This is a genomic window from Propionigenium maris DSM 9537 (assembly GCF_027925155.1).
Lineage (GTDB): Bacteria > Fusobacteriota > Fusobacteriia > Fusobacteriales > Fusobacteriaceae > Propionigenium > Propionigenium maris.
This window is the reverse complement of the sequence record NZ_BSDY01000037.1, coordinates 1-24,263: the sequence shown is the minus strand read 5'-3', so window position 1 is coordinate 24,263 and position 24,263 is coordinate 1. Positions and strand designations below refer to the sequence as shown.

The 24,263-nt window shown below is 40.3% G+C and carries 21 protein-coding genes; 6 read left to right on the top strand and 15 right to left on the bottom strand.

Annotated elements, in window-relative coordinates; genetic code table 11:
• The 3 genes from QMG11_RS18845 to QMG11_RS18835 form a co-directional block, all read left to right on the top strand.
• Window positions 1-253: transposase (locus QMG11_RS18845; protein ID WP_281837855.1), on the top strand; the 253-nt coding region annotated here is incomplete at its 5' end.
• Window positions 254-325: 72 nt separating this feature from the next.
• Window positions 326-955: an MBL fold metallo-hydrolase gene (locus QMG11_RS18840; RefSeq protein ID WP_281837854.1), complete on the top strand. Its 630-nt coding sequence runs from the start codon at window positions 326-328 to the stop codon at window positions 953-955.
• A gap of 3 nt (window positions 956-958) precedes the next feature.
• A complete protein-coding gene (locus QMG11_RS18835) occupies window positions 959-1,795 on the top strand; it encodes a hypothetical protein (RefSeq protein ID WP_281837853.1) in 837 nt (278 codons plus the stop codon).
• Window positions 1,796-1,901: 106 nt separating this feature from the next.
• On the opposite strand, the gene QMG11_RS18830 is transcribed toward QMG11_RS18835, so the two are convergent.
• The gene (locus QMG11_RS18830) at window positions 1,902-2,024 is read right to left on the bottom strand and encodes a hypothetical protein (protein WP_281837852.1); all 123 of its coding nucleotides are present in this window, start codon (window positions 2,022-2,024) and stop codon (window positions 1,902-1,904) included.
• A gap of 228 nt (window positions 2,025-2,252) precedes the next feature.
• On the opposite strand from QMG11_RS18830, the gene QMG11_RS18825 reads away from it, so the two are divergent.
• Window positions 2,253-3,077 (top strand): outer membrane protein OmpK, encoded by an 825-nt coding sequence (locus tag QMG11_RS18825; RefSeq protein WP_281837851.1) that lies wholly within the window; start codon window positions 2,253-2,255, stop codon window positions 3,075-3,077.
• Between the two features lie 40 nt (window positions 3,078-3,117).
• Here QMG11_RS18825 and can read toward each other — a convergent pair whose 3' ends face one another.
• Together can and QMG11_RS18815 are read right to left on the bottom strand one after the other, a co-directional pair.
• Complete coding sequence (gene can, locus QMG11_RS18820) at window positions 3,118-3,744, bottom strand: carbonate dehydratase (protein WP_281837850.1); 627 nt, start codon at window positions 3,742-3,744, stop codon at window positions 3,118-3,120.
• Window positions 3,745-3,875: 131 nt separating this feature from the next.
• Complete coding sequence (locus QMG11_RS18815; RefSeq protein WP_281837849.1) at window positions 3,876-4,919, bottom strand: type II secretion system protein; 1,044 nt, start codon at window positions 4,917-4,919, stop codon at window positions 3,876-3,878.
• 310 nt (window positions 4,920-5,229) lie between these two features.
• On the opposite strand from QMG11_RS18815, the gene QMG11_RS18810 reads away from it, so the two are divergent.
• Window positions 5,230-7,416 (top strand): HD domain-containing phosphohydrolase, encoded by a 2,187-nt coding sequence (locus QMG11_RS18810; RefSeq protein ID WP_281837848.1) that lies wholly within the window; start codon window positions 5,230-5,232, stop codon window positions 7,414-7,416.
• 198 nt (window positions 7,417-7,614) lie between these two features.
• Here QMG11_RS18810 and QMG11_RS18805 read toward each other — a convergent pair whose 3' ends face one another.
• Window positions 7,615-8,436 carry a MerR family transcriptional regulator gene (locus QMG11_RS18805; protein WP_281837847.1) on the bottom strand — a complete coding sequence of 274 codons (822 nt, stop codon included), beginning with the start codon at window positions 8,434-8,436 and terminating at the stop codon, window positions 7,615-7,617.
• 79 nt (window positions 8,437-8,515) lie between these two features.
• Between QMG11_RS18805 and QMG11_RS18800 the strand changes: the two genes are divergently transcribed.
• Entirely contained in the window at window positions 8,516-9,850 is a 1,335-nt protein-coding gene (locus QMG11_RS18800; RefSeq protein ID WP_281837846.1) for an MATE family efflux transporter, read from the top strand.
• Between the two features lie 78 nt (window positions 9,851-9,928).
• Here QMG11_RS18800 and QMG11_RS18795 read toward each other — a convergent pair whose 3' ends face one another.
• From QMG11_RS18795 to QMG11_RS18745, 11 genes are all read right to left on the bottom strand, one after another.
• Window positions 9,929-10,105: a hypothetical protein gene (locus QMG11_RS18795; protein WP_281837845.1), complete on the bottom strand. Its 177-nt coding sequence runs from the start codon at window positions 10,103-10,105 to the stop codon at window positions 9,929-9,931.
• 327 nt (window positions 10,106-10,432) lie between these two features.
• Window positions 10,433-11,980: a sensor domain-containing diguanylate cyclase gene (locus QMG11_RS18790; protein ID WP_281837844.1), complete on the bottom strand. Its 1,548-nt coding sequence runs from the start codon at window positions 11,978-11,980 to the stop codon at window positions 10,433-10,435.
• A gap of 160 nt (window positions 11,981-12,140) precedes the next feature.
• Window positions 12,141-13,985, bottom strand: coding sequence for a M6 family metalloprotease domain-containing protein (locus tag QMG11_RS18785; protein WP_281837843.1), 1,845 nt, complete (start codon window positions 13,983-13,985; stop codon window positions 12,141-12,143).
• 269 nt (window positions 13,986-14,254) lie between these two features.
• A complete protein-coding gene (locus tag QMG11_RS18780) occupies window positions 14,255-14,923 on the bottom strand; it encodes a MurR/RpiR family transcriptional regulator (RefSeq protein ID WP_281837842.1) in 669 nt (222 codons plus the stop codon).
• Window positions 14,924-14,944: 21 nt separating this feature from the next.
• Complete coding sequence (locus QMG11_RS18775; protein WP_281837841.1) at window positions 14,945-16,549, bottom strand: PTS transporter subunit EIIC; 1,605 nt, start codon at window positions 16,547-16,549, stop codon at window positions 14,945-14,947.
• Window positions 16,550-16,564: 15 nt separating this feature from the next.
• Window positions 16,565-17,959 carry a beta-phosphoglucomutase gene (pgmB, locus tag QMG11_RS18770; RefSeq protein ID WP_281837840.1) on the bottom strand — a complete coding sequence of 465 codons (1,395 nt, stop codon included), beginning with the start codon at window positions 17,957-17,959 and terminating at the stop codon, window positions 16,565-16,567.
• Window positions 17,956-19,431, bottom strand: coding sequence for an alpha-amylase family glycosyl hydrolase (locus QMG11_RS18765; RefSeq protein ID WP_281837839.1), 1,476 nt, complete (start codon window positions 19,429-19,431; stop codon window positions 17,956-17,958). Before QMG11_RS18765 ends, pgmB begins: the two co-directional genes overlap by 4 nt.
• Entirely contained in the window at window positions 19,424-21,049 is a 1,626-nt protein-coding gene (locus QMG11_RS18760) for a glycoside hydrolase family 3 protein (RefSeq protein WP_281837838.1), read from the bottom strand. The genes QMG11_RS18765 and QMG11_RS18760 overlap by 8 nt, the downstream gene beginning before the upstream one ends.
• A 243-nt stretch (window positions 21,050-21,292) precedes the next feature.
• Window positions 21,293-22,579 carry a dicarboxylate/amino acid:cation symporter gene (locus QMG11_RS18755; protein ID WP_281837837.1) on the bottom strand — a complete coding sequence of 429 codons (1,287 nt, stop codon included), beginning with the start codon at window positions 22,577-22,579 and terminating at the stop codon, window positions 21,293-21,295.
• 19 nt (window positions 22,580-22,598) lie between these two features.
• A complete protein-coding gene (locus QMG11_RS18750; protein ID WP_281837836.1) occupies window positions 22,599-23,777 on the bottom strand; it encodes a MalY/PatB family protein in 1,179 nt (392 codons plus the stop codon).
• Window positions 23,778-23,786: 9 nt separating this feature from the next.
• Window positions 23,787-24,263, bottom strand: a 477-nt coding sequence (locus QMG11_RS18745) for a PLP-dependent transferase (RefSeq protein ID WP_281837835.1), incomplete at its 5' end; no start/stop codon positions are given.

Sequence of the window (24,263 nt, the reverse complement as noted above, 5' to 3'; positions counted from 1 at the left end):
TACTTATCTGCTTTCAAAAGAAGGTAGAAAAAGATATGCTAAGCGTTGGGAAATAGAAAGGTTGTTTGGAAATTTAAAAGAAAACTACTCTATTGATAATCATAGAGTTAGAGGGCTAAGCAGGAAGGTTTTTAATGTTAGTTTAAAGATATTATTATTTACAATAGAAAAGGCCATTGCAATATTGAAAATTATACAATACTTTTGCAACAGCCTATTAAAATTACATAAAGTGTCCCCCGGAAATAGTTAAATAGGGTGAAAAAATATGGTAAAATCTAAAAAACTTTATTATTCAAGAGTATTTAAGGAGTTGAAGTTAAAGATGAACATACACAGAATCATGTGCGGAGAGATAAAAAATAACAACTTCATAGTTGAAAAGGATGGGAGGTGTCTCGTTGTAGATCTTACAGACTTTGAGAGGATAGATGCCTTCATCCAGGAGAAGGGATTTGTGGTAGAGGGAATCCTTCTCACCCACTCCCACTGGGACCACCTCTTGGGGGTGGATGAATTTGTGAAGAGATACAAGGTCCCCGTGTATATGGGAAGCAGAAGGCCTAATTATGTGGATAAGAAGGAGTTTGGTTACACCATGGAAAAGTATGGACTGGAAACAAAGTTTGATGTGGAGGTTACCTTCTTAGATGAGGGGAGTCATAGTATCGCAGGCTTTAACTTTGATCTCATAGAGGTTCCCGGGCACACCTACTGCTCGGTAATCTACTACTTTAAAGAGACTCAGACTATGTTCACGGGGGATTTCCTCTTTAGGAAAGCTGTAGGGATAGTAAGTAGCCTGTACAGCAACAGGGAGCTCATGGCTGAGAGTATAGCCAAGATCAAAACCTATCCCGATGAGATCAAGATCTACCCCGGCCACGGTCCCCTGACTATACTTGGAAGGGAAAAGAGGGAAAATCCCTACCTTATTCAAGGATACAGGGAATAGAGTATGAATTTAGAGGAGCTCATAGTTAGAAGCAGGAAGAGGAAAGCTATAGATGAGTTTATCGGAATAGTGTATAAGAGGGATAGCAAGATTCACTTTAGATATAGAAAGGATTTTAATGAGCTCTTTGTTCCAGCCACTGAATACAGAGAGTTTACTAAGGGAAAGCCCTACGACGGGGTTATCATCTGGATAATAGAGAGTCCACACAAGTGGGAGTTCAAGATCGATATCCCTCTCTTCCCTTCAGGAAGGCACCATGCAAGACCTCTCAACAACCCGGCCACACAGGAGTTTGTAAAACCTGTCTATGAAGAGAGGATAAACTCCTTCTTTGGGGAAAGGCTAGAGGAGGGGCAGGTCTTTCTGGTTCTTCTGGTAAACGCGGTGCAGTACCAGTGTTCCCTGGGAGAAAAGACCTCCCTCTACAGGGATAAAGCCTTTGTGGGAAACTGGCTCAGAGGGGGAAGGGAGGATTTCCTGGAAAGGGTGAGATCCTATGATGGGGATATCTATATCAACTCGTGTACCAAGGGGAGCATAAACAGAAACTTTCTGGAGAGAAATTATAACCTTATAGAGAAGGGAGAGGGCCCATTTAAAGTAAAGGAGATCAACGGTACTCTGGGGCTCCATGGGATTGTAGAGGCTGAGCTAGAGGATGCCGGTCTCATAGGATGGGATAACTATATCAGGTATCCCCATCCCAGCTACTTTGTCTACCAGGAAGCCAAGGGTGGAAGGGTTCACTTCCCGGAACCAGAGACCCTGTCCCTGTCTCCGGTTATCCACATGGATTATAGGAAGGAACATATTCAGCTCACTATAAAAGCAAGGTAAGGTTGCACCCTAATCATCGTTTGGAAAACCAATTACTTTACCTTTTTTATAGATCCTATACCTTTTTTATATAAAAACAAATGGAGAGGCATCGGCCTCTCCATTTCTATTGAAATCCATACTTTGTTATATTCCAAAATATTCCTGCAACTATGGAAACAATACTCAAAACTCCATAGGTTATCATAAGAGATGTTGAACTCTTTAACTTTTCAGCTATGCTCTTCATATTAAAATCCCTCCTAATATCTAAATAACTAAATAACTAAACTATCAATCTGCTTCTTATCTGAGATAATTATATCCCATCCATGTTATAAATTCTGTTGCATTTACTACATTCTATTATTTATTGTTGTAAAAAACCTGTTATTTGGTTACAATATTAACCGTGTTCTCTTTATTAAACAAAATACATCTGAGAGAGGGCAGAATAATAGATAAAGGGTGAAGTAAAATGAAAAAGTTGTTAGGTATTTTAATTTTAATTCTGGGGATTAACTCCTATGGTGCCTATGAGCCATGGAACTATAACTTCGTCAGTATGAGTCTCTTTCAGGGGAATAATGCTGCTGAAGCCTATGGAGACAGTATCGATGACAGATATCTGGAGATAGAGGGATTCCACAGATACTATCTTCTGGATATGTACTGGTTCGTAGATTTCTTTGATGTGTTTGATTCAGGATCCAGTGATATGCATGGTAAGGATCCAAACCTCTATGGAGAGATAAATCCAAGGCTGTCATTAGACGGACTTCTTGGAAGGGATCTGTCCTTCTGGAGATTTAGCGAGTGGTTTCTTTCCTACCAGTATGATTTCGATGACAGCTCCTATGGAGGGGGATTAAAGAGGCATCAGATGGGTATAGGTAATAACTTTCATATAGAGGGGTTTGACTATATCAGGATGAACCTCCTTGCCAGATATCATAAGGATGCATATAACAGCAATATAGAGGGAAAGTGGGATGGTTACCTCTTCAATGTTGCTTATGGTAGAAGGATCTATACCTTTGAAAATGGTTGGAGCCTTTACTTCAACGGATGGGTAGACTATGTCTTTGCTGCAAAGGAATCTGAGAAGAAGACCGACTGGAGCGGAAACAGCATCGGTACAGATCACTCCCTTCAGTGGTTTAACCAGCTGAAGCTTCAGATAAAGAACTTCGGTGTGAGCTACTCCTACAAGATAAATGATAACTTTACAGAGGTTAAAAACTCCGATACAAACTCGGCCAACTCCAACCAACACATTATTGGTATCCACTATACATTTTAAAAAAGGGACAGCTCAGCTGTCCCTTTTTATCTAAGTAAATTTATTTATTGTTAGTTAACTTGTCTAAACCTTCCATGGAAAACACTGTAGTGTCCATATCCTTTAGGATACCATCCTTAAGATTATAGACTACCCCATGGATTGAAAGGTCCTTCCCTTCATTCCATGCATTTTGAACTATCGTTGTATTGGAAACATTTTTAACCTGCTCGATAACATTTAATTCACACAACCTATCAAACTTTTCCTCTTCTGTAAGGCCCTCTAGCTTGTGGGCATTAAAACGACTTACATCCTTAATGTGACGAAGCCAGTTGTCTATAAGACCGTGCTGCTCATCCTCCATTGCTGCCTTTACACCACCACATCCGTAGTGACCACATATGATTATATGCTTTACCTTTAGGACCTCTACTGCATACTGGATTACAGATAGACAGTTTAGATCTGTATGTACTACTATATTGGCTATATTTCTATGGACAAATACCTCACCTGGGGGAAGGTCCATTAACTGATTTGCAGGTACTCTACTATCGGAACACCCTATCCACAGGTAATCTGGTGTCTGCTGCTCAGCCAGCTGACTGAAAAACTCAGGGGAATTATCCCTTATCTCACTTGCCCATTTCTTGTTCTTCTCAAAGATGTTATTTAAAGTCTTCAAAGTCTTCCTCCTCTACATCTAGCATCATCCACAATCCTAACACAGGTCATGAAATAAATCAACATTTTCGTACACAAAACTTATTGATATTACATGTGTTTTTTCCAAAAGCAAACATTACTGACTTAATGTTACTTATTTTTTATGGTGACCTCAGCTACCTCCATAGCTCTTCCCTTAGAGGTTCCAACTCCCACTGTTGTCTTTTGACTGGTAGAAGGATATTTTACAGTGTCCCCGTTTGTAAATTGAATCTTTTGTCCACCTATACTCATAGAAAGACTCTTGCTTTCATTTCCTGTATTTTTAACATCAACACTTATAGGGACTTCATTTTTTTGCCATACACTGTTTGGAATAGGAGGTTTCAACTTCTTTAAATCAACCTTTTCTATAATTTCTTCCTTTCCACCATCAGTATTAGGAGATTTCCCCTTACCATCTCCTACATTTGCATATTCATTTACCTTTAAGAGATACATCTCCCCTCTAATAGGGTGAATTCTTAACATATATCCCGTAGGGTTAACTGCCGGAACACCACTTTCCGTTAGGGCACCCCCTGAATCTACATCCAGGAAGATCTCCATCCTTCCTCCACCGTTTATCTTAAAGGAAGTCTCAAAGGTAAACTCATCTAGGAAGTTCTCTGTAAACCACATGTGATTCTCTTTAAGGGAGATATTCTTAAAGTTCCTCTCGGCCTCTACTCCCTCCTTGAGCTCCTCATCGGATATCCATATATTTCCCTGACCATAAGCATTTCTCACAAGCCTGGCATACAACCTTCCTCTCTCCTCATCGTAGAGCCAGCCTCCCTTGAGCTGGTCATTTCCCCATTTATAAACTTTCTCCCTTTCGATTTTGTTCTTGCTCACATCGGTTCCCCCTGCTGGGGTCTCAGGCATCCTCCCCTTGGAGTAGTATTTTTCAAAGGTTTCACTGAAGGTATTCCCGTCCTCTCCTGCACCTATATCGTTACCATACTTAGGATAGTAACCCTCACCTACATTAAACATATCTATAGCCTCCTGTATATTATGAAGGTTACCGTGTACCTGAGCTGCCCTAGCGGCATCTGTAGAATCCCCGAACCTTGGAAGCACTATGCTGGCCAGAAGCCCTATCACTCCTATAACTACCATTAACTCTATCAAAGTAAATCCCTTTTTCATCTCTACCACCTAACTTTCGTCAATAATTTTTTTCTGTACATTATATCTTATCTAATATCCTATAAAGTTTCAATAATATTTTTGTCAACTTTAACAATAAGCCTATTGTCCTATGGGATATCATATATCCTAGGACTAAATAATCGTTCCTTTTTAATTTAAATAAAAGTAAGAGTTCGATCTTTTTTAAGATCGAAACTCCATTAAATCTTCCATCCATCTCTCAGATATTAAATTGTCCAAATAAATTGATTTTTCTGCTAAAACTACTTATAATTATATGCAAAATTATTTTTACAAGGGAGCAACTATGAAACTTTACCTTTTTATCTTCCTTCTTCTCTTTGAATCTATCTTCTCTCAGGAGATTCAGCCTACCTTCTCCTCTGCAGAAAGATATTGGATAGAGGCAAGAAGAGGAAGCCCCATAGAGATATATCTCACCAAGAACAATGGAATCCTAAACTATAGTACTAAGGATGGCAGTGGAGGCATCTTTCCCTCCCTTATAAAAATATTGGAGGAAAGAACTGGACTTACAATTAAAACAGTGGAAGTAGATGAGAAAAAACTTAAGGATATCACCCAGGCAGGAGTTCCAGATATTATATTTGGATTAAAGGACTACAAAAAAAATGAGGACACCTATTACTACCGTGACACCCCTATAGAGCTAAATGGGGTTCTTCTAACTAGAGAGGAGTCCCCTGTTATAGACTCGCAGACGAGCCTCTCTGGTAAGAGAGTGGTCATTGTAAGGGGGAATTCCATATTAAACAAGGCACACATAAGGTATGGGAGCAAAATGACGATTATTCTGAAAGATTCTGTGGAGGAGGCAGCCAAGACTCTCTTGAAGGGAGAAGCTGATATCTACATTGAAAATCTTCCTGAAACCCTTAACTATATCACCAACAATCCCAAGAGTGAGGTTAAAATAAATTATCTCTCCACCTCCCTGAGAACAAACTACCAAATTGGAGTTAAGAAGGAATACAAGCCCTTCCTGAGGATTATGGATAAGATCTTCCATGAGCTGGATGTGAACAAGGACTTCCTCTATGATGAGATGCTCCTCTATCTCAACGACGGCCTTAAGCTTTCAAGGATGGTGAGGGAGTATCTGGAGAAGACTACTTCTCTGGATGTCTATCTGCCAATAGACAGGGACCTCTATCCCCTCTTCTATACAGATGAGAACGGGGAGGAAGCCGGATTTCTCAGCTATTACTTCAAGGATATAGAGAAGATGCTGGGTGTTAAGATAAACTTTGGCAGGGGAACCTCCCCTGATGGCTTCAACATCAATCCCCTCATTGTTGAGGTCGGGGGAAGGGAGCTAAACAACCAAGGTTTTCTAACTACTGAACCCTACTATGAGGGTCTATTCTATATCTTTAACAGAAAAGAGGAGCCCTTTATACCTGATCCTACTTCTCTTGGAAACTACTCCCTGGCAGCAGTTAAAACTCCTGTTCTGATCAACTACTATAAAACCCTGGGAGTCAAGGAAAAAAACATTAAATTTTTTCCCACCCAGGAAAAAGCTATAGAGGGAGTAAGCAGGGGAGAAGCAGATCTTTTTATAAGTGACCTTAGGTGGGCAGACTACCTCATGAAAAAAATCGGAACAAAAAATCTAAAGGTAGCAGGTGTCCTTCCTGAAAGAGTGGCCTTTAAGTTTGGAATCTCTTCCAAGGATGAAATTCTTCACCTGATCATAAGCTCCTTTGAAAAGAAGCTCTCCTATGAGTTTATAGACAGAAAGAAGAGGCTCCTAAAGCAAGAGGTTCACCTTGCAGAGGACTATAAGCTATCCCTCTCCATAACACTTGTGGCATTTGCCGGATTTATCCTCCTCTACCTTCACCTTAAGAGGATAAAGAACGTCTATGGAAGGCTCAGGGGACTTACTATCGGTCTGGTAGGCACCCTTGAAAGTGCCAACAGCTATAAGGATGAGGATACAGGAACCCACGTTAAGAGGATAAACCACTACTCGGAGCTTCTGGCCCTTGAATTAAGGAGGGAGCTCAAGCTCTCAAAGAAGTTTATAGAGGATATCGGCCTCTACGCCTCCCTTCACGATATAGGAAAGATAGGTATTCCAGATTCCATCCTGAAGAAGCCCGGGAAATTAACCCAGGAGGAGTTTGATACCATGAAGAGGCACTCAGACATTGGATATAAGCTTATAGGAAGAGTAGATGTTAGCCCCGTGGCCTCAAACCTAATAAGGTTCCATCATGAGAGGTGGAATGGTAAGGGGTATCCATTGGGACTTTCTGGTGATGAGATTCCAATAGAGGCAAGGATAGTGGCACTGGCTGATGTATATGATGCCTTGAGACAGGAGCGGGTGTATAAGAGAGCCTTCTCCCATGAAAAAACAGTGGAGATAATCCTCAGCGAGGAGGGGAAACACTTCGATCCCCAGGTAGTAGAGGCCTTTAAGAGGGTTCACAAGGAGTTTAACTACATCTTTGAAAATAACTAAAAAGGAGCGTGACGTTACCCCTTCTAATCTTATGCAATGAATTTTTATCCTATGAATAATCTATAATTTTATATTTTCCTTAACAATAAAAAGTAACATGACGTTGCATCCTAATAATCAAAAAGCATACTGGTTATTTCAAGGAACTTTTTATGAATTTTATACTTTCCTTAGCAAATAAAAAAGCTGAATGATTTCTCATTCAGTTTTTTTTACTGGAATATATATTCTTACCCTTGTCACCTCACCCTTTCCCAGGTGAACACTTACACTCTTGAAAACTTCTATAGGATCCCCCACCATCTCATATCCCTCTCCCTCTAAGAAATCCACCATCTTCTCATAACTCTCCCCTATATTCATCCATAGATCCCTGTGTAGAAAAGTAGCATAGGTGCCTCCCCCTATTCTCCTCTCTCCCTCTATTTTTTCGAAGTTATCTGGAATAAAGAACCCCAGGTTTTTTATCCCCATATAGTCCTTCTCCTCCACACAATCCTTGGTTATCTCCTCCACATACTCATTCTCATCTACCCCCAACCTCTTCATCATGTCGTCCAGATAGTGGAAGGCCCTGTCATACTCTTCAAAACTAAAGGTTTCCCCTAGATCCACCATAAAAGCCCTCTTCCCCTGGAGCTCTATAAATTCCATTTTTCCACCCTCCTCCAGGGTGATGTTTCTTGCCTCACTTATCTTAGCTCTGATCATATCCCTTGATGCCTCTAGAGCTATTATCTTCTCAGTTACACTCCTCTCCTTCTCCTCTAAATATTCCAGACTCTCCTCTGGAGACCTGGTTTTAGTGTAATCTTTTATCTCACTTAGGGAAAACCCAGCCCTCTTCAATACCATTATAAATCTTAGCTGAAAAAACTGCTCCTCCACATAGTATCTGTAGGAGTTTTCTTCATCTATATACTTAGGTTTAAAGAGGCCTATCTTATCGTAGTAGATAAGGGTCTGCCTTGAAATATCAAATATTTTCGCCACCTCGGTAATCTTATACTTTTTTTTCATATCTCCTCCAAAATTTTTCTTGACTGTATAGTATACTATACACTTTATAATGTGTCCATAACTAGGAGGTCGAAAGAATATGAATAATGAATCTATAAAAAAAACTTTTTTTAAATTTGCAGTCCCCAGTATCGTGGGACTTCTCATCGTCTCTATGCAGACAATGATAGATGGAATTTTTGTAGGGAACTACGTTGGCCCCAGAGGCCTTGCTGCAATCAATATCTCCATGCCCTACGTGAATATTCTTATGAGTGTAGGAATGATGATAACTGCTGGTGGAGGGGTGATCTCAGCTATCTACCTGGGAAGGAAGGATAAAAGAAAGGCCGGAGAGGGGGCTGCCTTTACTCTCCTATCCTTGGTAGCTATCCTTGGTAGTATAACTATCCTGAGCCTTATATTTATAGATGAGCTCATCGTATTTTTAGGAGCAGATACCACACTATTTCCCATGGTAAAAGCATACCTTGCTCCCATGGTAACTCTGATAATCTTTTACTGTGCACCTATATATACCGAGACCTTTGCTAGGATAGGAGGAAGACCAAATGCAGTCTTCCTCAGTGGAATGGTATGCTGCCTCACAAATATTCTCCTTGACTATATCTTCATCGGAATACTGGGATGGGGGATCTCTGGTGCAGCCTATGCCACAGGAATAGCTAACCTTCTTGGAAGTCTGGCCCTAATAGGACTTTTCTTTAGAGAAAGGTCTGGAATACAACTCTATAGGCCCGTAGGGGACCTGAAGCTTCTAAATAATATCCTCTACAATGGAAGTTCAGAGATGCTTACAGTGGTCTCTACAGCTGTGGCTACATTTTTATTCAACAGAATTATCATGGAATATATAGGAGAGATGGGAGTATCAGCCCTGACAATTGTTTTCTACGTTAACAATATAGTAAATATCTCTCTATATGGCTTAGCTCAGGCCCTCCAGCCAATTGTTTCATATAATCTGGGAGCAAGAAGAGTGGATAGGATCTACGATGTCCTCAAGATCTCCCTCACCACAGGGGGAATCATCGGTTTAGCTTCATTTATCCTTATGAAGTTTTACAGTAAGTCCCTCATCCAGCTCTTTACAAAGGGAGACCTAGAGCTGACCAATCTGGCTCTTGAGGCTGCAGGATACTTTATCTTCGCTTACCTTATCTCCTTTATAAACATTATCTCCAGCTCCTTCCACACAGCTGTGGAAAAACCCCTGGAGTCTGCTGGAATCGCCCTTCTGAGATCTCTGATCTTTGTAGCTATCTTCCTCACTGTTCTTCCACATCTAGTGGGAGAAAAGGGAATCTGGATGGCTGTTCCTCTGGCAGAACTATCCTGCCTGGTAGTAAGCCTTCTAATGATGAATACATCCCTTAAAAAGATAGAAACTGCCTTCAATTACTCACCTGCTTAATGGGAGTAAAGAAACCTTTAAAATATATAAACAAATATTTAAATAAAAAAACAAGAGACCTTTGAGGTCTCTTGTTTTTTACCCTAATCTTAGTGAGATACCATAGATCACTATTCCTATTATTATACCCAGAAATGCCGCCATCATAAGCTCACTTCTGGCCTCCTTCTTACTTCTGTGCCTCTTGGAGAAGAACACTGAAACCATTTGTACTACTACTACCATTGCAGGAATCAATAATACTCTTTCAGTCATAGGATCACCTCACACCCTTAAGTTACTGAATTATACTTCGGTTTTTAAACTAAAACAAGTGTTTCAAATTTGAAAATTTAAACTTTTTTCTACTGCGAACACGGGGCACCTCTCGATTTTTTTATAGAACACTCTATTCCTTATCTAAGGCAGGTCTTCCACAATTTCCTACTTTGTCTCCCCCTCTACATTTTTTGTAGCCTACCCCTAAATTATAAGAGTAATAGAAATTTATATGATCTATCCCATCCTTTACCTACTTTTATTGTATCTTATTCTCTAAGTGTTTCCAGACCTAAAAAAGGGAGCCAGCAGGCTCCCTTCCCTCTATACCTTTTTCTTAATCTCCACCCGGTTTCTTCCCTTCTTCTTTGCCCTGTAAAGAAGACTATCCACTGAGGTAAGTAGATCGCTCAGTTCCTCCCCTCCTCCACAGCAGTGGGTCACTCCAAAACTAGCAGTGACCTGAATCTCATTTCTCCACTGAAGGTTCATTATCTTAGACCTTACCCTTTCAGCTGTAGCTCTTCCACCCTCTAACTCCGTATCTGGAAGAAGGATAAGGAACTCCTCCCCTCCATATCTTCCTATTACATCTGCCTTCTTAAGAGTTTCAGAAGCGGTTTTAGTCACCTCCTGAAGTACCTCATCTCCAAACTGGTGGCCATAGGTGTCATTTAAATTTTTAAAGTGATCCAGATCAAACATAATAAGGGAAAACTCGGTTCCAAAGGTGTTGGACCTCTGGAGCTCCATCTCTATCATATCCATTACAGCTCCCCTGTTAAATATCTTTGTAAGGGGATCCGTTTCAGAGATCATCTTCAGTCTGGCTTCCCTGTTCCTTATCTCCTCCTGCATCCTCTTTATTCCCTCTTTAACCAGATAGAGTTCACTGTTCACATCTATAAAGTCCGTCAGCTTCACAATATTTTTACTATAGTTCCCCCTGGCAATATTGTCGATTATATGGGAAAGCCTTGAGAGGGAGTTGGCAAACCTTCTTCCAAACACTAATGTAAGAATAGCTGAGATTGAGATTGTTAGAAGAACTATAAACAGCATAATCTTCTGTAGTCTTGCTACTGGTGCCATGAGCTCACTCTCTAGGATCCCTCCTATTATAGTGAGGTTCACACCGGGAACTGCGTGGGAGTGATAGAGCCTGTTCTGCCCCCTATACTCTATGATCAGATCCTCTTCTTCCATCAGTCCTATAAACTCCTCCTTATACTTCTCAAAATTTTCACGGGAGTCCCCTGTATTGATTACCAGATCCCCACGGCCATTTATTACAAAAAAATCAGTTAACTTTCCCCTTTTATTTTTTATTAGTGCCCTCTCTATATCCCCTATATTTATAAGAGCAGCCATCACTCCTTCCACTCTTCCACCTGACTCCACCCTCTTAGATATAGTAAGTGCAGGAGCTTCCGTCACTGCATGAACAAACACCTCCGACAGGAAATAACCATCTGTTTTTACCGCTCCCTCATACCAGGGTCTTGTCCTGGGATCATACTCCTCTGGAAAGGTGTCTGGTGATCCATCCCCCACATACATTCCTCCGTCGGAACTTCCAAAGGCAAAGTATTCCACCCCGTCACTCCTTTGGGAAAATATATCCATATACTCTTGCACCTCTTCAGCGTCGTGATCCAGATAGATATCCGACAACATCTCAAGTCTTGAATCAAGGTTGGTAAATATATCGTCCAGATACATCTCTCCTCTTGTGAAGACAAGGTCCAGCTTCTCCTCCTCCGACCTCCTGAGCTCATACTCAAGGGTAAAGAATGTCAGCAGAGCCAGCAGGACCAGCGGAATAATTGATGAAACAAAACTTATTAAATATACTTGATCTCTGATTTTCATAGTATCTCCCCCTAAAACCCTATTACTTAGGAGATATATTCTATTTTCTTTCCACCTTTCCTCTACACCAGTTTATTTTTCTAAATTAAAGAACCCTGTCCCTACTCCATACACTAAGACTTCTCAGGTTTAATTAAAGCCTTTCAATAGCTTAATACATTTAACTTTCATTTCTGGTTACCTTTATCTTAATTACCTCATCACTCTCCTCTAAAATCTCAAGAGATATTCCATCCATCATCTCAAAAAAGTTAGCACCGGGTATTGGCTCTCTATAAAAAAACTTCTTTCCCTCTTGAACAGCAACTTCCGGTTTGGGTTTACTTGAAAGTATCCTGCTTGCAACCTCATACTTCAAGTCATTAATGGGCTCTAACTCACCCCTGACAACTTCATAAGTTTTTACATTATTTGTTTCAATTATACTTACCAATGCTTCTGAGTCTTTATAATCCTCATTAATATACCAAATAACAAGGCCGCTAGGATAAGGAATATTCTTTCTGGTTCTTAAAAGTCCTTCATCAACAATGCCGTCCTGGGGCTTTCTATACTCTATCAAATAATATCTTTCCAAGCCTTCTTTTCCATCACTTTCAACAAAACCATCAAATATTATCTTATTTCTATCTATCTCTAAGTCAAATATCCTCTCCCCGTTAGAGGTAATTCTCAGATCAGATATATATACCCCCTTCCGCCACTCCTTTAATGAAGGAAGAAGAATACCTTTTATCTCTACAGTCTGACCACTATACTTATTTAAATCAAACTCAGAGGAAAGCCATCTTCTTGCCCCATCATTATTGTTAGTTTTTTTTGCATTTAAATTAGTTAGCTTCCTCCAGGTCTCACTATTTTCTGGTCTTATATATATCCTTGCGTTTTCCCTGTCTATATATGAATTGAACCATGCTTCTAAGTTTAATTTATTATCGGAATCTTCTGGCAAAAAGGTCGTAAAAGTAAAGCTACTCCCTCTGTTCAGATAGTTATTGGCATAATACATCTTATTGTTATTATGGGATACATTTAATTTTTTATTTGGAAGGTTTATTTTTATCACATTATCAGCTTTTTTTAAGTTACTGTTATATAGTGAAACAACAACTCCCCCCCTGTTAAGATAATCAAAGTTATATTCCTTGGTCTGCGCCCAAAAAGTCTGAATATTCTTTTGATTATATATATTTTGTAAATTATTCCTGTGATATGCTCCATAAGAGTTGATCTTACTTCCGATTATGTCCCCAGAATAAATTTCACTCATACTGGACCAATACCCAATAGTAGAGTTAGAGCCGTATAGATCTGAAATTCCTAAAATGTGGCCCATTTCATGAATATATAGATCTAATGGAAGGTCTTGTGGAAGCATTGCAAATCTATTTATCATCCACTTTTTACCATTATGATCTCTAAAATAAGCAAAGGGTCCCCTTGAAATATCGGAAAAACTATTTACATGGGGCCATATGGAGTTACTCCCCATAGCGTTTTTGAACTGTTCCCCCCTACCAGCAAAGATAATAACTATATCTTCTATTAGTCCGTCACCATTAGTGTCATACTTTGAAAAATCAACTTGTAGTTCTACTAGCTTGTCTATTGCTTCTCTTACCAAATTAGCAGCTCCTACCCTGTCTCCCTTTTCTCTCGTGTTTTTACCGTAATACTCCATAGGGTACTCCGCTGTAAACCACCCATAGATATCCTTTGTACTTCCCTTTAAACTAAAGCTTCCCCCAGATTCCAGTCGAAAAAACTTATTTGCGGACATAAACTTTTCACCATTAAATGCTGTATAGGTGTCCTCAGAAAAAAACATCTCTGCATAGAGCTCCTTTGTAAATTCTACTCCCCGCCTATTGTTAGTTAATTCCCTTTCCTTCTTTTCTAGATCCATATACCTGTAATCTGGGAAGTCCATCAATATTGTTAGCGGATCTATTGAATTACTAAATGTTGCTAGCGTGATAAAAATATATATAATAATTATTTTCATTCTGCCTCCTAACTTATTGCATCATTTATATTAATTTGAACCTTTTAACTCTGAAGCTTCTCCAATTAGACCCCCCTCAAAATTTATTAAGTAAAGCTTTCTTGAAAATTAATTATTTAATGGAATCCTTAATACTCTTTTACTTCACTAAGCACAGTAATCCTTGAATTTCTTATCCATTCTAAAATGAAAATAATATAAAAACCTCCAGATGATGTGGTTAATACCATATCATCTGGAGGTTTTCTATACTCATCTTAAAAATATCATTAGTCGATCAGTGCATTGATCAGGTGGTTGATCAGAAGGATCAGGTGTAACTGCTGCTCCCTCTCAATTAAATTTTTAAAGTTTTGTTCATTGGTGTGTGTCAGGGAAAATTTAGAAGCCCTGTTTATACTAGACCCCTTATAGGTAATAGACATAATATTTACATCCCTTTCCCTTACAATATCCACAACCTTCAGGGCAAACCTGTTCTCCCCTGAGTTGGATATAATTATCAAGTTGTAATCTCTCAACTCATAGAACAGCTCTATATCCATAATAAAGGAGGTATGGTACCCCAGCTTCAGAAGCTGTCTGAACAGATACTGCCCGCTCACTGAGCTGGCTCCCCTTCCAAAGATATATATGGGTTTCTTGCTCCTTATCTCCTGACAGAACTCCTTCAGCTCAGAGATGGTTCTGGCATCCAGCTTATTCTCATTGTAGCCCTTGATATATTTCTGCTCCAGCTTCAAAAGTACCTTTAGCTCTCCAAACCCGCTTACACCTATCTTCTTACAAAACCTGTTAATGGTAGCTGTTGAGCAGAAACACTCTGCAGCCAGATCATAGGATGTCAATGATGTAATATCATTTTCTGAAATATAATTAAAAATCAACCAGTCCTGCTCTGAAAAATCCTTTTTACTTATATTCTCTAATACATTCATAGTACACCCATCCTAACAAACTTAAATTTCCATGTCAAGTTCTTCCCTGATCAATACCTTATAGTCCTTGGCTTCTCCTCCATAGATGGACTGTATCTGCATTCCAGATTCCGTAACTCCCATTGCTCCAAGCTCAGAGGTAATTACCTCCTTCTTAACTATTGTCTTATCCTTTACATCTATACGCAGTCTTGTTATACAGGCATCCACATCTACGATATTATCCTTTCCTCCGTGAACCTCTATGAGCCTTGCTGCTCTTTCACTTTTAATTGCTCCCTTGTTTGGTGTCATAGAGGAGCTTTGAGTTTTTATTCCATACTTCTCACGAGCTTCCTTTTTAGAAGCCAGCCCTGTCATCTCCTCGGATCTTCCTGGAGTCTTATAATCATACTTTAATATCATAAACTTAAATATAAAGTAGTAAAGGATAAAGTATAGAGGTCCGATCCACAGAGTCCCCATCCAGCTTACCCTGCCACTGTTTAATACGTTATACAGAATAAAGTTTATAAGTCCTGCTCCCTGAATACCAAAGGCAACTGTACCTGTAATATACATTACAAAGAAGGCTGTACCTGCTAGGAATGCATGGATCAGGTATAGTGTTGGCGCTATAAATAGGAAGGTAAACTCCAGCGGTTCAGTGATTCCTGTTAATACCGATGCTATAGATGCTGCAATTAAGACTGAAGCTGTCTTCTTACGGTGCTGTAGATATGAGGTTTTATACATGGCAAATGCCGCCCCTGTCAGCCCGAAGATCTTAACTATAAACTGCCCTGCATAGAACTGGGTCATCTCCCTTGTGAAGACCTCTCCAGCTGTAGAAAGAGTTCCTGCAAATATATTTACAAATCCATAGTAGGTAGTCCCTCCCACAGTGGCAGTTCCTCCAAGCTCAGTAAACTTCATCATAGAGTTCAAGGCATGGTGGAGACCAAATGGGATAAGGAGTCTCTCAAGCATTCCATAGAAGAATGATCCAAATGCTCCCAGGGAAGTCAGGAAGATTGAAACCTTGGTAATGAGCCCGGCTATACCAGGCCAGATAACAGCTGCTCCAGCTCCGGCAACGATACTGTACATCATTACAACCAGGGGAACAAATCTAGGACCCTCAAAGAATGCAAAAGCTGGAGATAGTTTAATACCCATAAAGTGCTTTGTTGCATAGTATGCCAGTATAGAGATTATTATACCTCCAAATACATTGACATCATATACCTGAACTCCCAGCACCATTTTTTGTCCAGCAGCTTCCAGGTTACCATCTACTAGGAGTCCCCTAGCCCCCAGCACATAGTTCATAGTATAGAGGAAAACAAAGTATCCTAAGGTTGCCGAGAGTGCCGCTGTCCCCTTCTCCTTCTTACTCAGTCCAACAGCCAGTCCCACTGCAAAGATAAAGGGCAGGTTGCTGAAGACTGCTCTTCCCACAACCTTGAATATACCAAAGATAAAACTAATTAGAGGCACCTGTAGTAGCGGCAGTGCATTGACTATACCATCAGATGTAAACCCGTTACCAATCCCCAGAATTATCCCTGCAAATGGAAGGATTGAAACTGGAATTAGAAAAGCACGCCCGAATTTTTCCAACTTACTTATTATCAACTTCTTCATCTTATTCTCCTTTTATTATCCTTTAAATATTAATCTTCTTGTCTTTTTATCCAGCAGTTCCCCAGTTGATTCCAGGTTGTAGAGGGAGTTTCTCAGGTCACCAATACCTATAGATAACATATTGGCTCTGTAGAGTGCATCTACTCCAGCCTGACTATCCTCTATTCCCACAACCTCATCCGTCTTCAGTCCTATACCCCTTGCTGCATCTAGAAAGATATCTGGTTCCGGCTTTCCCCTTTCTATACTTCCAGGATCTGCAATGTAGTCGATATACTTTAAAAGCTCCAACTTTTCCAGTATATATGGAGCATTTTTACTGGCTGAAGCCACTGCTACCCTTTTATTGGACCTCTTCAGATCAATTAAAAACTCCTTAATCCCTGGAAGAATGGAATCCTCTCCGAGCTCCTCAAGGTAATTTATATACAGCTCATTTTTTTCCTTGAGTACACTTTTAAACTCCTCCTCTGGAAGTACTATGTTCTTTATACCAAGTATCTTTTCTAGGGATTCCCTACGGCTTACTCCCTTTAGGTTTTCATTAAATCCCTCACATAGTTCTATATCATACCTCTTGGCAACTTCCCTCCAGGCAAGGTAGTGATACTTAGCTGTATCTGCTATTACCCCGTCTAGATCGAAGAGGACTCCCTTTATATCAGCTATCTCTACCTCTACTGCTTCAAAGACATCCCCTATCTCAATGGCTCCCCTACCCTTTAGCTCCTCACGAAGCTCTGGAAGAGCATTCCTCATAATATATCCCTGATCGGCTAGGAGGATCATCTCCCTGTCATTGTGGCTGTCTCCAATGGCGATAACCTCACTATCGCTGAAGTGCTCCTTTATTGCATTCCCCTTGGATACATCCTTCCTCACAATCTCAATGGTTTTATTGTCGATACAGAAGTAGTTGTATCTTGCTGAGCAGGCCCCCTCTATAATTCCTTTGATTTCATCTAGAGGCCTCTCATTGAAGAGCTGTCTGATTACTATTTTTTTTATATCAAATTTCTCCAGCTCTCTTGTAACAAACATATTGGTTCCCAGGACCTTAGGGATGAAATCATGCTCCTCCTGGGATGAAAACACCCTGTTGCCCCCATCCTGTGCCTCAAACTCTATATTGTGTTTCAATAGTACATCCAATACCTCTTGATCAAGTTTACTTATAATTAGATCCTGATCCTTCTTTACAACCATGCCGTTAAGGCCTATTGTAAGGTTGGAAGTCAATCCGTGCTCCCTCTCTAGGTAATCGATCTCCACATGGGAACGGCCGCTGGCTATTCCAAACTTCGCTCCCCTTTCCTGGGCTTTTTTTAGAGCTTTTACATCGGTAGATGTAAAGTTATAATCTGGTTTCTTTAATAATGTTCCGTCTAAATCTATATAAAATATCTTCATAAGTTCCCCTCTACTATCACTTCATGGGACTGTATCTCATTCTTCATCCCTGCTTTACTTCTTAACAATATCCTATGGGCATCCCTCTTTATAACCTTATCCGAGTTATTAAAGGTTACCTCTATATACTCACTTCCATTAACTATCCTGTAGGTTATGAGATCTTCTGTGATCTCATAGGTGAGACCTCCATCCTCTATTACCTTTTGGTACTCCCTTCTTATCTCAATGCACCTTCTATAAAAATCAAGTACCTCAAGGTTCCTTTTAAGATCTATAGGTTGTCTTGCATTGTCCCGGGCCCACCTTTTAATATCGCTAAAGACCCTGTCCCTGTCCTCGGACTCTGTTCTCAGCCTATATATATTCTGGGAACGGACATCCGTGTACTCCTCTATGGTATCAAAGTTACAGTTCAGGGTTCCCTGCTCATCACCATTGTAGATGATGGGGGTTCCCCTTGAAACCAACGTGAATACTCCAAATACCTTGGCTGTATTTCCAGGATCACCATCAAAGTCATACCTGGAGGCCACCCTTGGAAGGTCGTGGGACCCCCAGAATATTGTGGGCCAGTACTCCCTGTCCCTCTGCCATTCCAGAAACCTTTTCATGATTTGGAAAAATTCGGTTTGAAAACTTCTGTACTCCTTTCCCCTACCCATATGGTTGGTGGAAAACTCCAGAACCAGATCCAGACTTCTCTGATATTTCTTTCCAAGCTCCAGATCGCTTCCCTCTGCCTGCCCCATGAGGATAATCTCTCTCTCATACTTTTGGGAGAGATTATCTCTCATCTCCTCTATATACTTAAAGGTTTCCGGCATATTCTGGTAGTAGATGGTGGCGTCCTCTGTATCTCGGTCCAGGTTGGTTTTAGCTATCTTATTGATTACATCCAGCCTGAAGCCATCCACTCCCATATCCAGCCACTTCTCCATGGCTCTATATATCTCCGACCTTACCTCCTCATTTTCCCAGTTTAGGTCCGGCTGCTCCTTGGAGTAGAGGTGGAGGTAGTACTCACTCCTCTTCTCAGAGTACTCCCATACAGATCCCGTATTCTTCTTACTGATCCAGTTGTTAGGCTCCCCTCCATCTCTGGGCTTTCTCCATATATAGAAGTCTTTATACCTTGGGTCACCCTCCTCCGATCTTATAAACCACTCGTGGAGATTGCTGGTATGGTTTGGTACAAAATCTAGGAGTATCTTTATTCCCAGCTTATGTGCCTTCTCTATGAGCTTTACCAGTATTTCCTCATTCCCATGAAGGGGATCAACTTCATAATAATTAGATACATCATATCCACTGTCCTTTTGAGGAGATTTAAAGATAGGAGTTATCCAGAGAGCATTTACTCCCAGCTGAGCCAGGTAGGGAAGCCTCTCAGTAATATCTATCAACTTCCCCTCTACCCTTTCAGAGAAGCATCCTGGAAACACCTCATATATTATTAGATCTTTATACATCCTGCCTCCTTTTCCTAAAAGGATCCTTCCCTTTAAATGGGCTTCTCCCCCTTAACTTCTCTACTATCTTATCCATAGTTACCTCTGTATCGTTATATCCGTTTATAACTGTCTTAATCATAGGGGCATCCCTGTCGTGAAATGGGCTGGAAAGGGAGATAAGCATGGTGTCCACCTCATTTACAAACCAGGGAGCATCCACTCCGTTAAAGGCGTTATACTCCATCCTTAGGGAGGTTCTGTTGGAGAGGACCTTTACATTTACCAGGTAGATCACCAGATCATACCGGTTAACAAACTCCTCTACAGACATCTTCAGGTCCTCCCCCTCGTCTGAGTCCTCATCCCTGTAGTTTTTTACAGTTACCTTGGCTCCCTCCTTCTTCAGCAGCTCACTAAAGTACTCAACTTCACTATCCCTGATATTCTTAGTCCTCGTTATGGGGATGACCAGCACCTTCTTTCCTTCAAGTTTAAGGGGGAGAAGCTTCTGCTCATCCTTGAAAAGAGTTATAGAGGCATCTGTTATCTTGGTAAAGGTCTTCCTTCCCTCCTCTGCCAGCTCCCTTCTATTAGAAGAAGCGGCCTCTTCTCTGTCTAAAATATTGTGCTTAACCTTTAAACTGATTATCCTTCTCACCTTCTCATCGATACTCTCTATAGAGATCTCTCCACTCCTGTATGCCTCCTCTATATACTTAAAGTCCTCATTAGGATCTCTGGAGAAGAGGATCATATCCACCCCTGCATTCAGAGAGGTAATTATTGCCTCCCTCCTGGAGTGAAAACTCGTATAACCAGCCATATGGGTTGAATCTGTAATAATTAGTCCCTCATATCCCAGCTCCTCCTTGAGAAGTTTTTTTATAACTACCTCTGAAAGGGAGGCAGGATAATTAGCCTTGCTGCTGTCAAACTCTGAGACATACCTTGGCAGGGAAATATGTCCTACCATAATAACCTCAGCTCCTGATGCTATGAGCTCCCTGTATATCCTTCCATAGGTAGTTCTCCACTCCTCAGGTTCTAAGTCATTTACAGCAGTTAGCAGGTGTTGGTCTGTAGAGGAAACTCCGTCCCCTGGAAAATGCTTCACCACAGGTATAACTTCATTTTTAAGGAACCCCTCAAACTCGCTTTTTCCATATTCAATGATTTCATCTGCCTCTGAACCAAATCCCCTTGTAGCCACCATGGGATTGTCTATATTTATATTTATATCCACTATAGGGGAAAAGGCCATATTGGCTCCAGCCCCTCTGGCAACACCTCCTGAGATCTCACCCAGCCTATAGGCATTTAGAGGGTCACCTGTTGCAGCCACCTGCAGAGGTGTTACTCCCTCAATGCTGTCTGAGATCATTCCCCTAGGGCCACTCTCCAGGTTTGCTGATATAAAGGGTTTTATCCCCATCTTATTGTTGTTGTCCCTTATCCTTCCTCTGAGCTTCTCCTCAGGCTGGGGACGAAACATAACTCCTCCCGGTGTAAAGGAGAACTCCTCTTCATCCTGTTTTAGAAATAGAAGCTGTCCTATCTTATCCTTTAGGCTCATCCTCCCGATGATCCCTTCAACTATCTTATTTTCTTCTCTGGAAATATTAAAAAATGTCTTCATATCTATCCTCCAAAGATATTATATCAACAACAGGATGTACGTGCTTCCAGATTAGATGTATGATGGTACAGCTAAATTATCATTAAACGAACACCTGAACCACAGTAGTGTTTTGTAATTATTTCCTTATGAAGGATTTACTTTAATTTTGAATCATAAATAGTTTAGACAAAAAAAGACACTCCTAAGAGTGCCTTAAACATTAAAAATTATATTTTTTTATAAACTATTACTATAACTTACCTATAAGGTCTTAACCTCTACTTCTTCAACTTCATCAAGAGTGTTCTCCATCCAGTTTTTCCCCTCAACTCTTTTTGCAATCATCATAGAGGCTACAGCATCTCCTGTTGCATTGATCATAGTAGCAATGGCATCTGTCAATAGACCTATTGTTACGATAATAGGAATAACCTCTGGATTAAATCCATAGAATCCTACAATAATAAGTGATCCCATCATTCCTCCACCTGGAATACCACTCATTACAACTCCACTCATGGCTGATATTGCAATAGCTGTAAGCCAAACACTCACTCCACTAAAGTTCATATCAAAGATTCCAAATAAAAATGCGATCTTCATAAGAGTAGTTAATGCAGTTCCGTCCATGTGTATAGTTGCTCCCAGTGGAAGAACAATACTACTTATATCCTCAGGTACTCCCATCTTTTTAGCACTTTCAAAGTTAGTTGGCAGAGTAGCAACTGAACTCTGAGTAGCCAGAGATGTTATAGCTACAGGAAATATGTTCTTGTAGAATACCACTATACCCTTTGTCCCACCAGCATACCAGGCATAAAGGGTAAAACAGGTTAGGAAGTAGACAATACAGATTGGGAAGAACATCAATACTGCCCTGGTATATGCTCCCAGTAATTCCGATCCATACTCTCCAATAAGAGCTGCAAAGTAAGCACCAAGACCAATAGGTGCATATAGCATTATAATATTTATCATTTTCATAAATGCTTCACTGCAAATATCTAAAGTTTCCACCAGAGGATTAACAGTTAGCCCTCTACTCTTAGTCACAGAGCTCACGCAGTAACCAAATGTCATTGCAAATATAATAAGTGGCAGCATCGCACTCTTTGAAAGAATTAAGTTAAAGTCTCCCACTGTTATTGCCTTTACAAATTGCTCCAATAGATTAGTTTGCTCTGGCCTTGTATATTCTCCAAACTCAATAACTACCCCTTTAGCTGGAGGGAATATAGTTACTATAATTATTATTATTATCGAAGCAATAATTCCTGTAATAAAAAATATGCCGACGGTATTTTTTAAAATCTTCCCAAGCCTTTTCATATTTGACATCTTAGCTATAGAACTGGAAAGACTAAAAAATACTAGTGGTACAACTGCTGTGAACATTAGATTCAGAAATATCTGTCCAAGTGGCTTTAAAACTTTAGCTTTTTCCTTTAATACCAAACCAAGAACACAACCAATAATTATTCCAATAAGAAGTCTTATCATAGGTTTATAAGACTCAATAACTGTAGCTTTTGTTATTTTTTGTGACATCTCTCTCCCCCCTTAAATACTATAAACTTTCTACTGCTTTACTTATCCTTCTCATTCCCTCTTCAAGCATCTGTCTAGGACAAGCTACGTTTATTCTCTCAAAGCCTTCACCTTCAACCCCAAACCAGAATCCGTCATCTAATGCAATCTTCCCCTTTTCCTGCATAAGTTTTGACAATTTTTCCTTACCGAGGCCGTAATCTTTAAAATCAAGCCATACAAGATATGTTGCTTCTGGCTTTTGCACCCTTACTCTAGGCAGATTTTTAGACACATACTCAACTAGATAATCCATATTCCCGTTGATATGCTCTACTAGCTGATCCACCCATGAGTGGCACTGTGTAAATGCTGCTTCAGCCGCAACTATTGCATACGGGTTATTTCTTTTTATATCTAAAATTCCAAGCTCTGTATCTAAAACTTCCCTCTCTTCTAACCTTGGGAAATGTAGGAATGCTGCCTGAAGCCCTGCTAAGTTAAATGTCTTAGCTGCTGAAAAACAAGTTATTGTAATATCCTCTATCTCCTTTGAAATAGATGCCATTGGTGTATGTGTGTGTCCTGGCATCACAAGATCTCTCCATATCTCATCTGAGATTATTCTTACATTATTTTCCAGACATATTTTACCAATCTTGGCAAGCTCCTCTCTCTTCCAAGATCTTCCTACTGGATTATGCGGATTACACAATATAAAAAATTTAACCTCTGGATCCTTAGCCTTTTTTTCAAAGTCCTCAAAATCCATCGTGTAGTGTCCATCCTTATCTCTGAGTAGAGAGCTTGTAACAAGCTTTCTTCCATTTTTCTTTACCACATTTGAAAATGGGTAGTATACAGGTGTCTGTATCATTACCTTGTCTCCAGGCTTAGTAAAAAGCCTTATCATAAGAGATATCCCTGGTACTACTCCTGGAGTATGAATGAGGTTTTCCACATCTATATCCCAAGAAAATCTGTCTTTACACCATTCCTTAGCACTCCTATAATAACCATCTGGCCTATAAACATAACCAAAGATTCCCTCTGAAGCTTTCCTCTCTATAGCTTTTGTAACTTCTGGAGCAGTTTTTAAGTCCATATCTGCTATCCACATTGGCCAGAGATCATTTGAGATAAAGTTTCTGTCCATCTCCGACCACTTAGCTGAATGGTTGTTTCTTCTGTCTATCTTTTCATTGAAGTTATACTGCATAGTTTCCTCCTAATAATTAATCTTAGCTAATCCCTCTTTAAGATCCTCTATGATATCCTCTGCGTTCTCTAGCCCCACTGAGATTCTAACAAGTCCGTCAGCTATTCCTGCAGCCAGTCTCTCCTCTCTAGTGTATGGAGAGTGAGTCATAGATGCTGGGTGCTGAATAAGTGTCTCAGTGTCTCCAAGGCTTACTGCTAATGTACAAAGCTCTAAGCTGTTTAATAGAGTCTTTCCTGCCTCTATTCCACCCTTAACTTCAAAGGCCATGATTCCACCAAAGCCGTTCATCTGCTCTTTTGCAATCTCATGTCCTGGATGAGCTTCCAGTCCAGGGTAGTGTACTACCTCCACTGCCTCGTGACCGTCAAGGAACTGAGCAACCTTCATTGCATTCTCACAGTGTCTCTGCATTCTAACCTCTAGAGTCTTCATACCTCTGATCATCATGTATGCATCGTTAGGGCTGATTACAGAACCAGTCAT

Bases quoted from the DNA above. Each gene is read 5' to 3' on its own strand.
- QMG11_RS18840 (WP_281837854.1), top strand. From the start codon at position 326: ATGAACATACACAGAATCATGTGCGGAGAGATAAAAAATAACAACTTC.
- QMG11_RS18835 (WP_281837853.1), top strand. From the start codon at position 959: ATGAATTTAGAGGAGCTCATAGTTAGAAGCAGGAAGAGGAAAGCTATA.
- QMG11_RS18830 (WP_281837852.1), bottom strand. From the start codon at position 2,024: ATGAAGAGCATAGCTGAAAAGTTAAAGAGTTCAACATCTCTTATGATA.
- QMG11_RS18825 (WP_281837851.1), top strand. From the start codon at position 2,253: ATGAAAAAGTTGTTAGGTATTTTAATTTTAATTCTGGGGATTAACTCC.
- QMG11_RS18815 (WP_281837849.1), bottom strand. From the start codon at position 4,919: ATGAAAAAGGGATTTACTTTGATAGAGTTAATGGTAGTTATAGGAGTG.
- QMG11_RS18810 (WP_281837848.1), top strand. From the start codon at position 5,230: ATGAAACTTTACCTTTTTATCTTCCTTCTTCTCTTTGAATCTATCTTC.
- QMG11_RS18805 (WP_281837847.1), bottom strand. From the start codon at position 8,436: ATGAAAAAAAAGTATAAGATTACCGAGGTGGCGAAAATATTTGATATT.
- QMG11_RS18800 (WP_281837846.1), top strand. From the start codon at position 8,516: ATGAATAATGAATCTATAAAAAAAACTTTTTTTAAATTTGCAGTCCCC.
- QMG11_RS18795 (WP_281837845.1), bottom strand. From the start codon at position 10,105: ATGACTGAAAGAGTATTATTGATTCCTGCAATGGTAGTAGTAGTACAA.
- QMG11_RS18790 (WP_281837844.1), bottom strand. From the start codon at position 11,980: ATGAAAATCAGAGATCAAGTATATTTAATAAGTTTTGTTTCATCAATT.
- QMG11_RS18785 (WP_281837843.1), bottom strand. From the start codon at position 13,985: ATGAAAATAATTATTATATATATTTTTATCACGCTAGCAACATTTAGT.
- QMG11_RS18780 (WP_281837842.1), bottom strand. From the start codon at position 14,923: ATGAATGTATTAGAGAATATAAGTAAAAAGGATTTTTCAGAGCAGGAC.
- QMG11_RS18775 (WP_281837841.1), bottom strand. From the start codon at position 16,549: ATGAAGAAGTTGATAATAAGTAAGTTGGAAAAATTCGGGCGTGCTTTT.
- pgmB (WP_281837840.1), bottom strand. From the start codon at position 17,959: ATGAAGATATTTTATATAGATTTAGACGGAACATTATTAAAGAAACCA.
- QMG11_RS18765 (WP_281837839.1), bottom strand. From the start codon at position 19,431: ATGTATAAAGATCTAATAATATATGAGGTGTTTCCAGGATGCTTCTCT.
- QMG11_RS18760 (WP_281837838.1), bottom strand. From the start codon at position 21,049: ATGAAGACATTTTTTAATATTTCCAGAGAAGAAAATAAGATAGTTGAA.
- QMG11_RS18755 (WP_281837837.1), bottom strand. From the start codon at position 22,579: ATGTCACAAAAAATAACAAAAGCTACAGTTATTGAGTCTTATAAACCT.
- QMG11_RS18750 (WP_281837836.1), bottom strand. From the start codon at position 23,777: ATGCAGTATAACTTCAATGAAAAGATAGACAGAAGAAACAACCATTCA.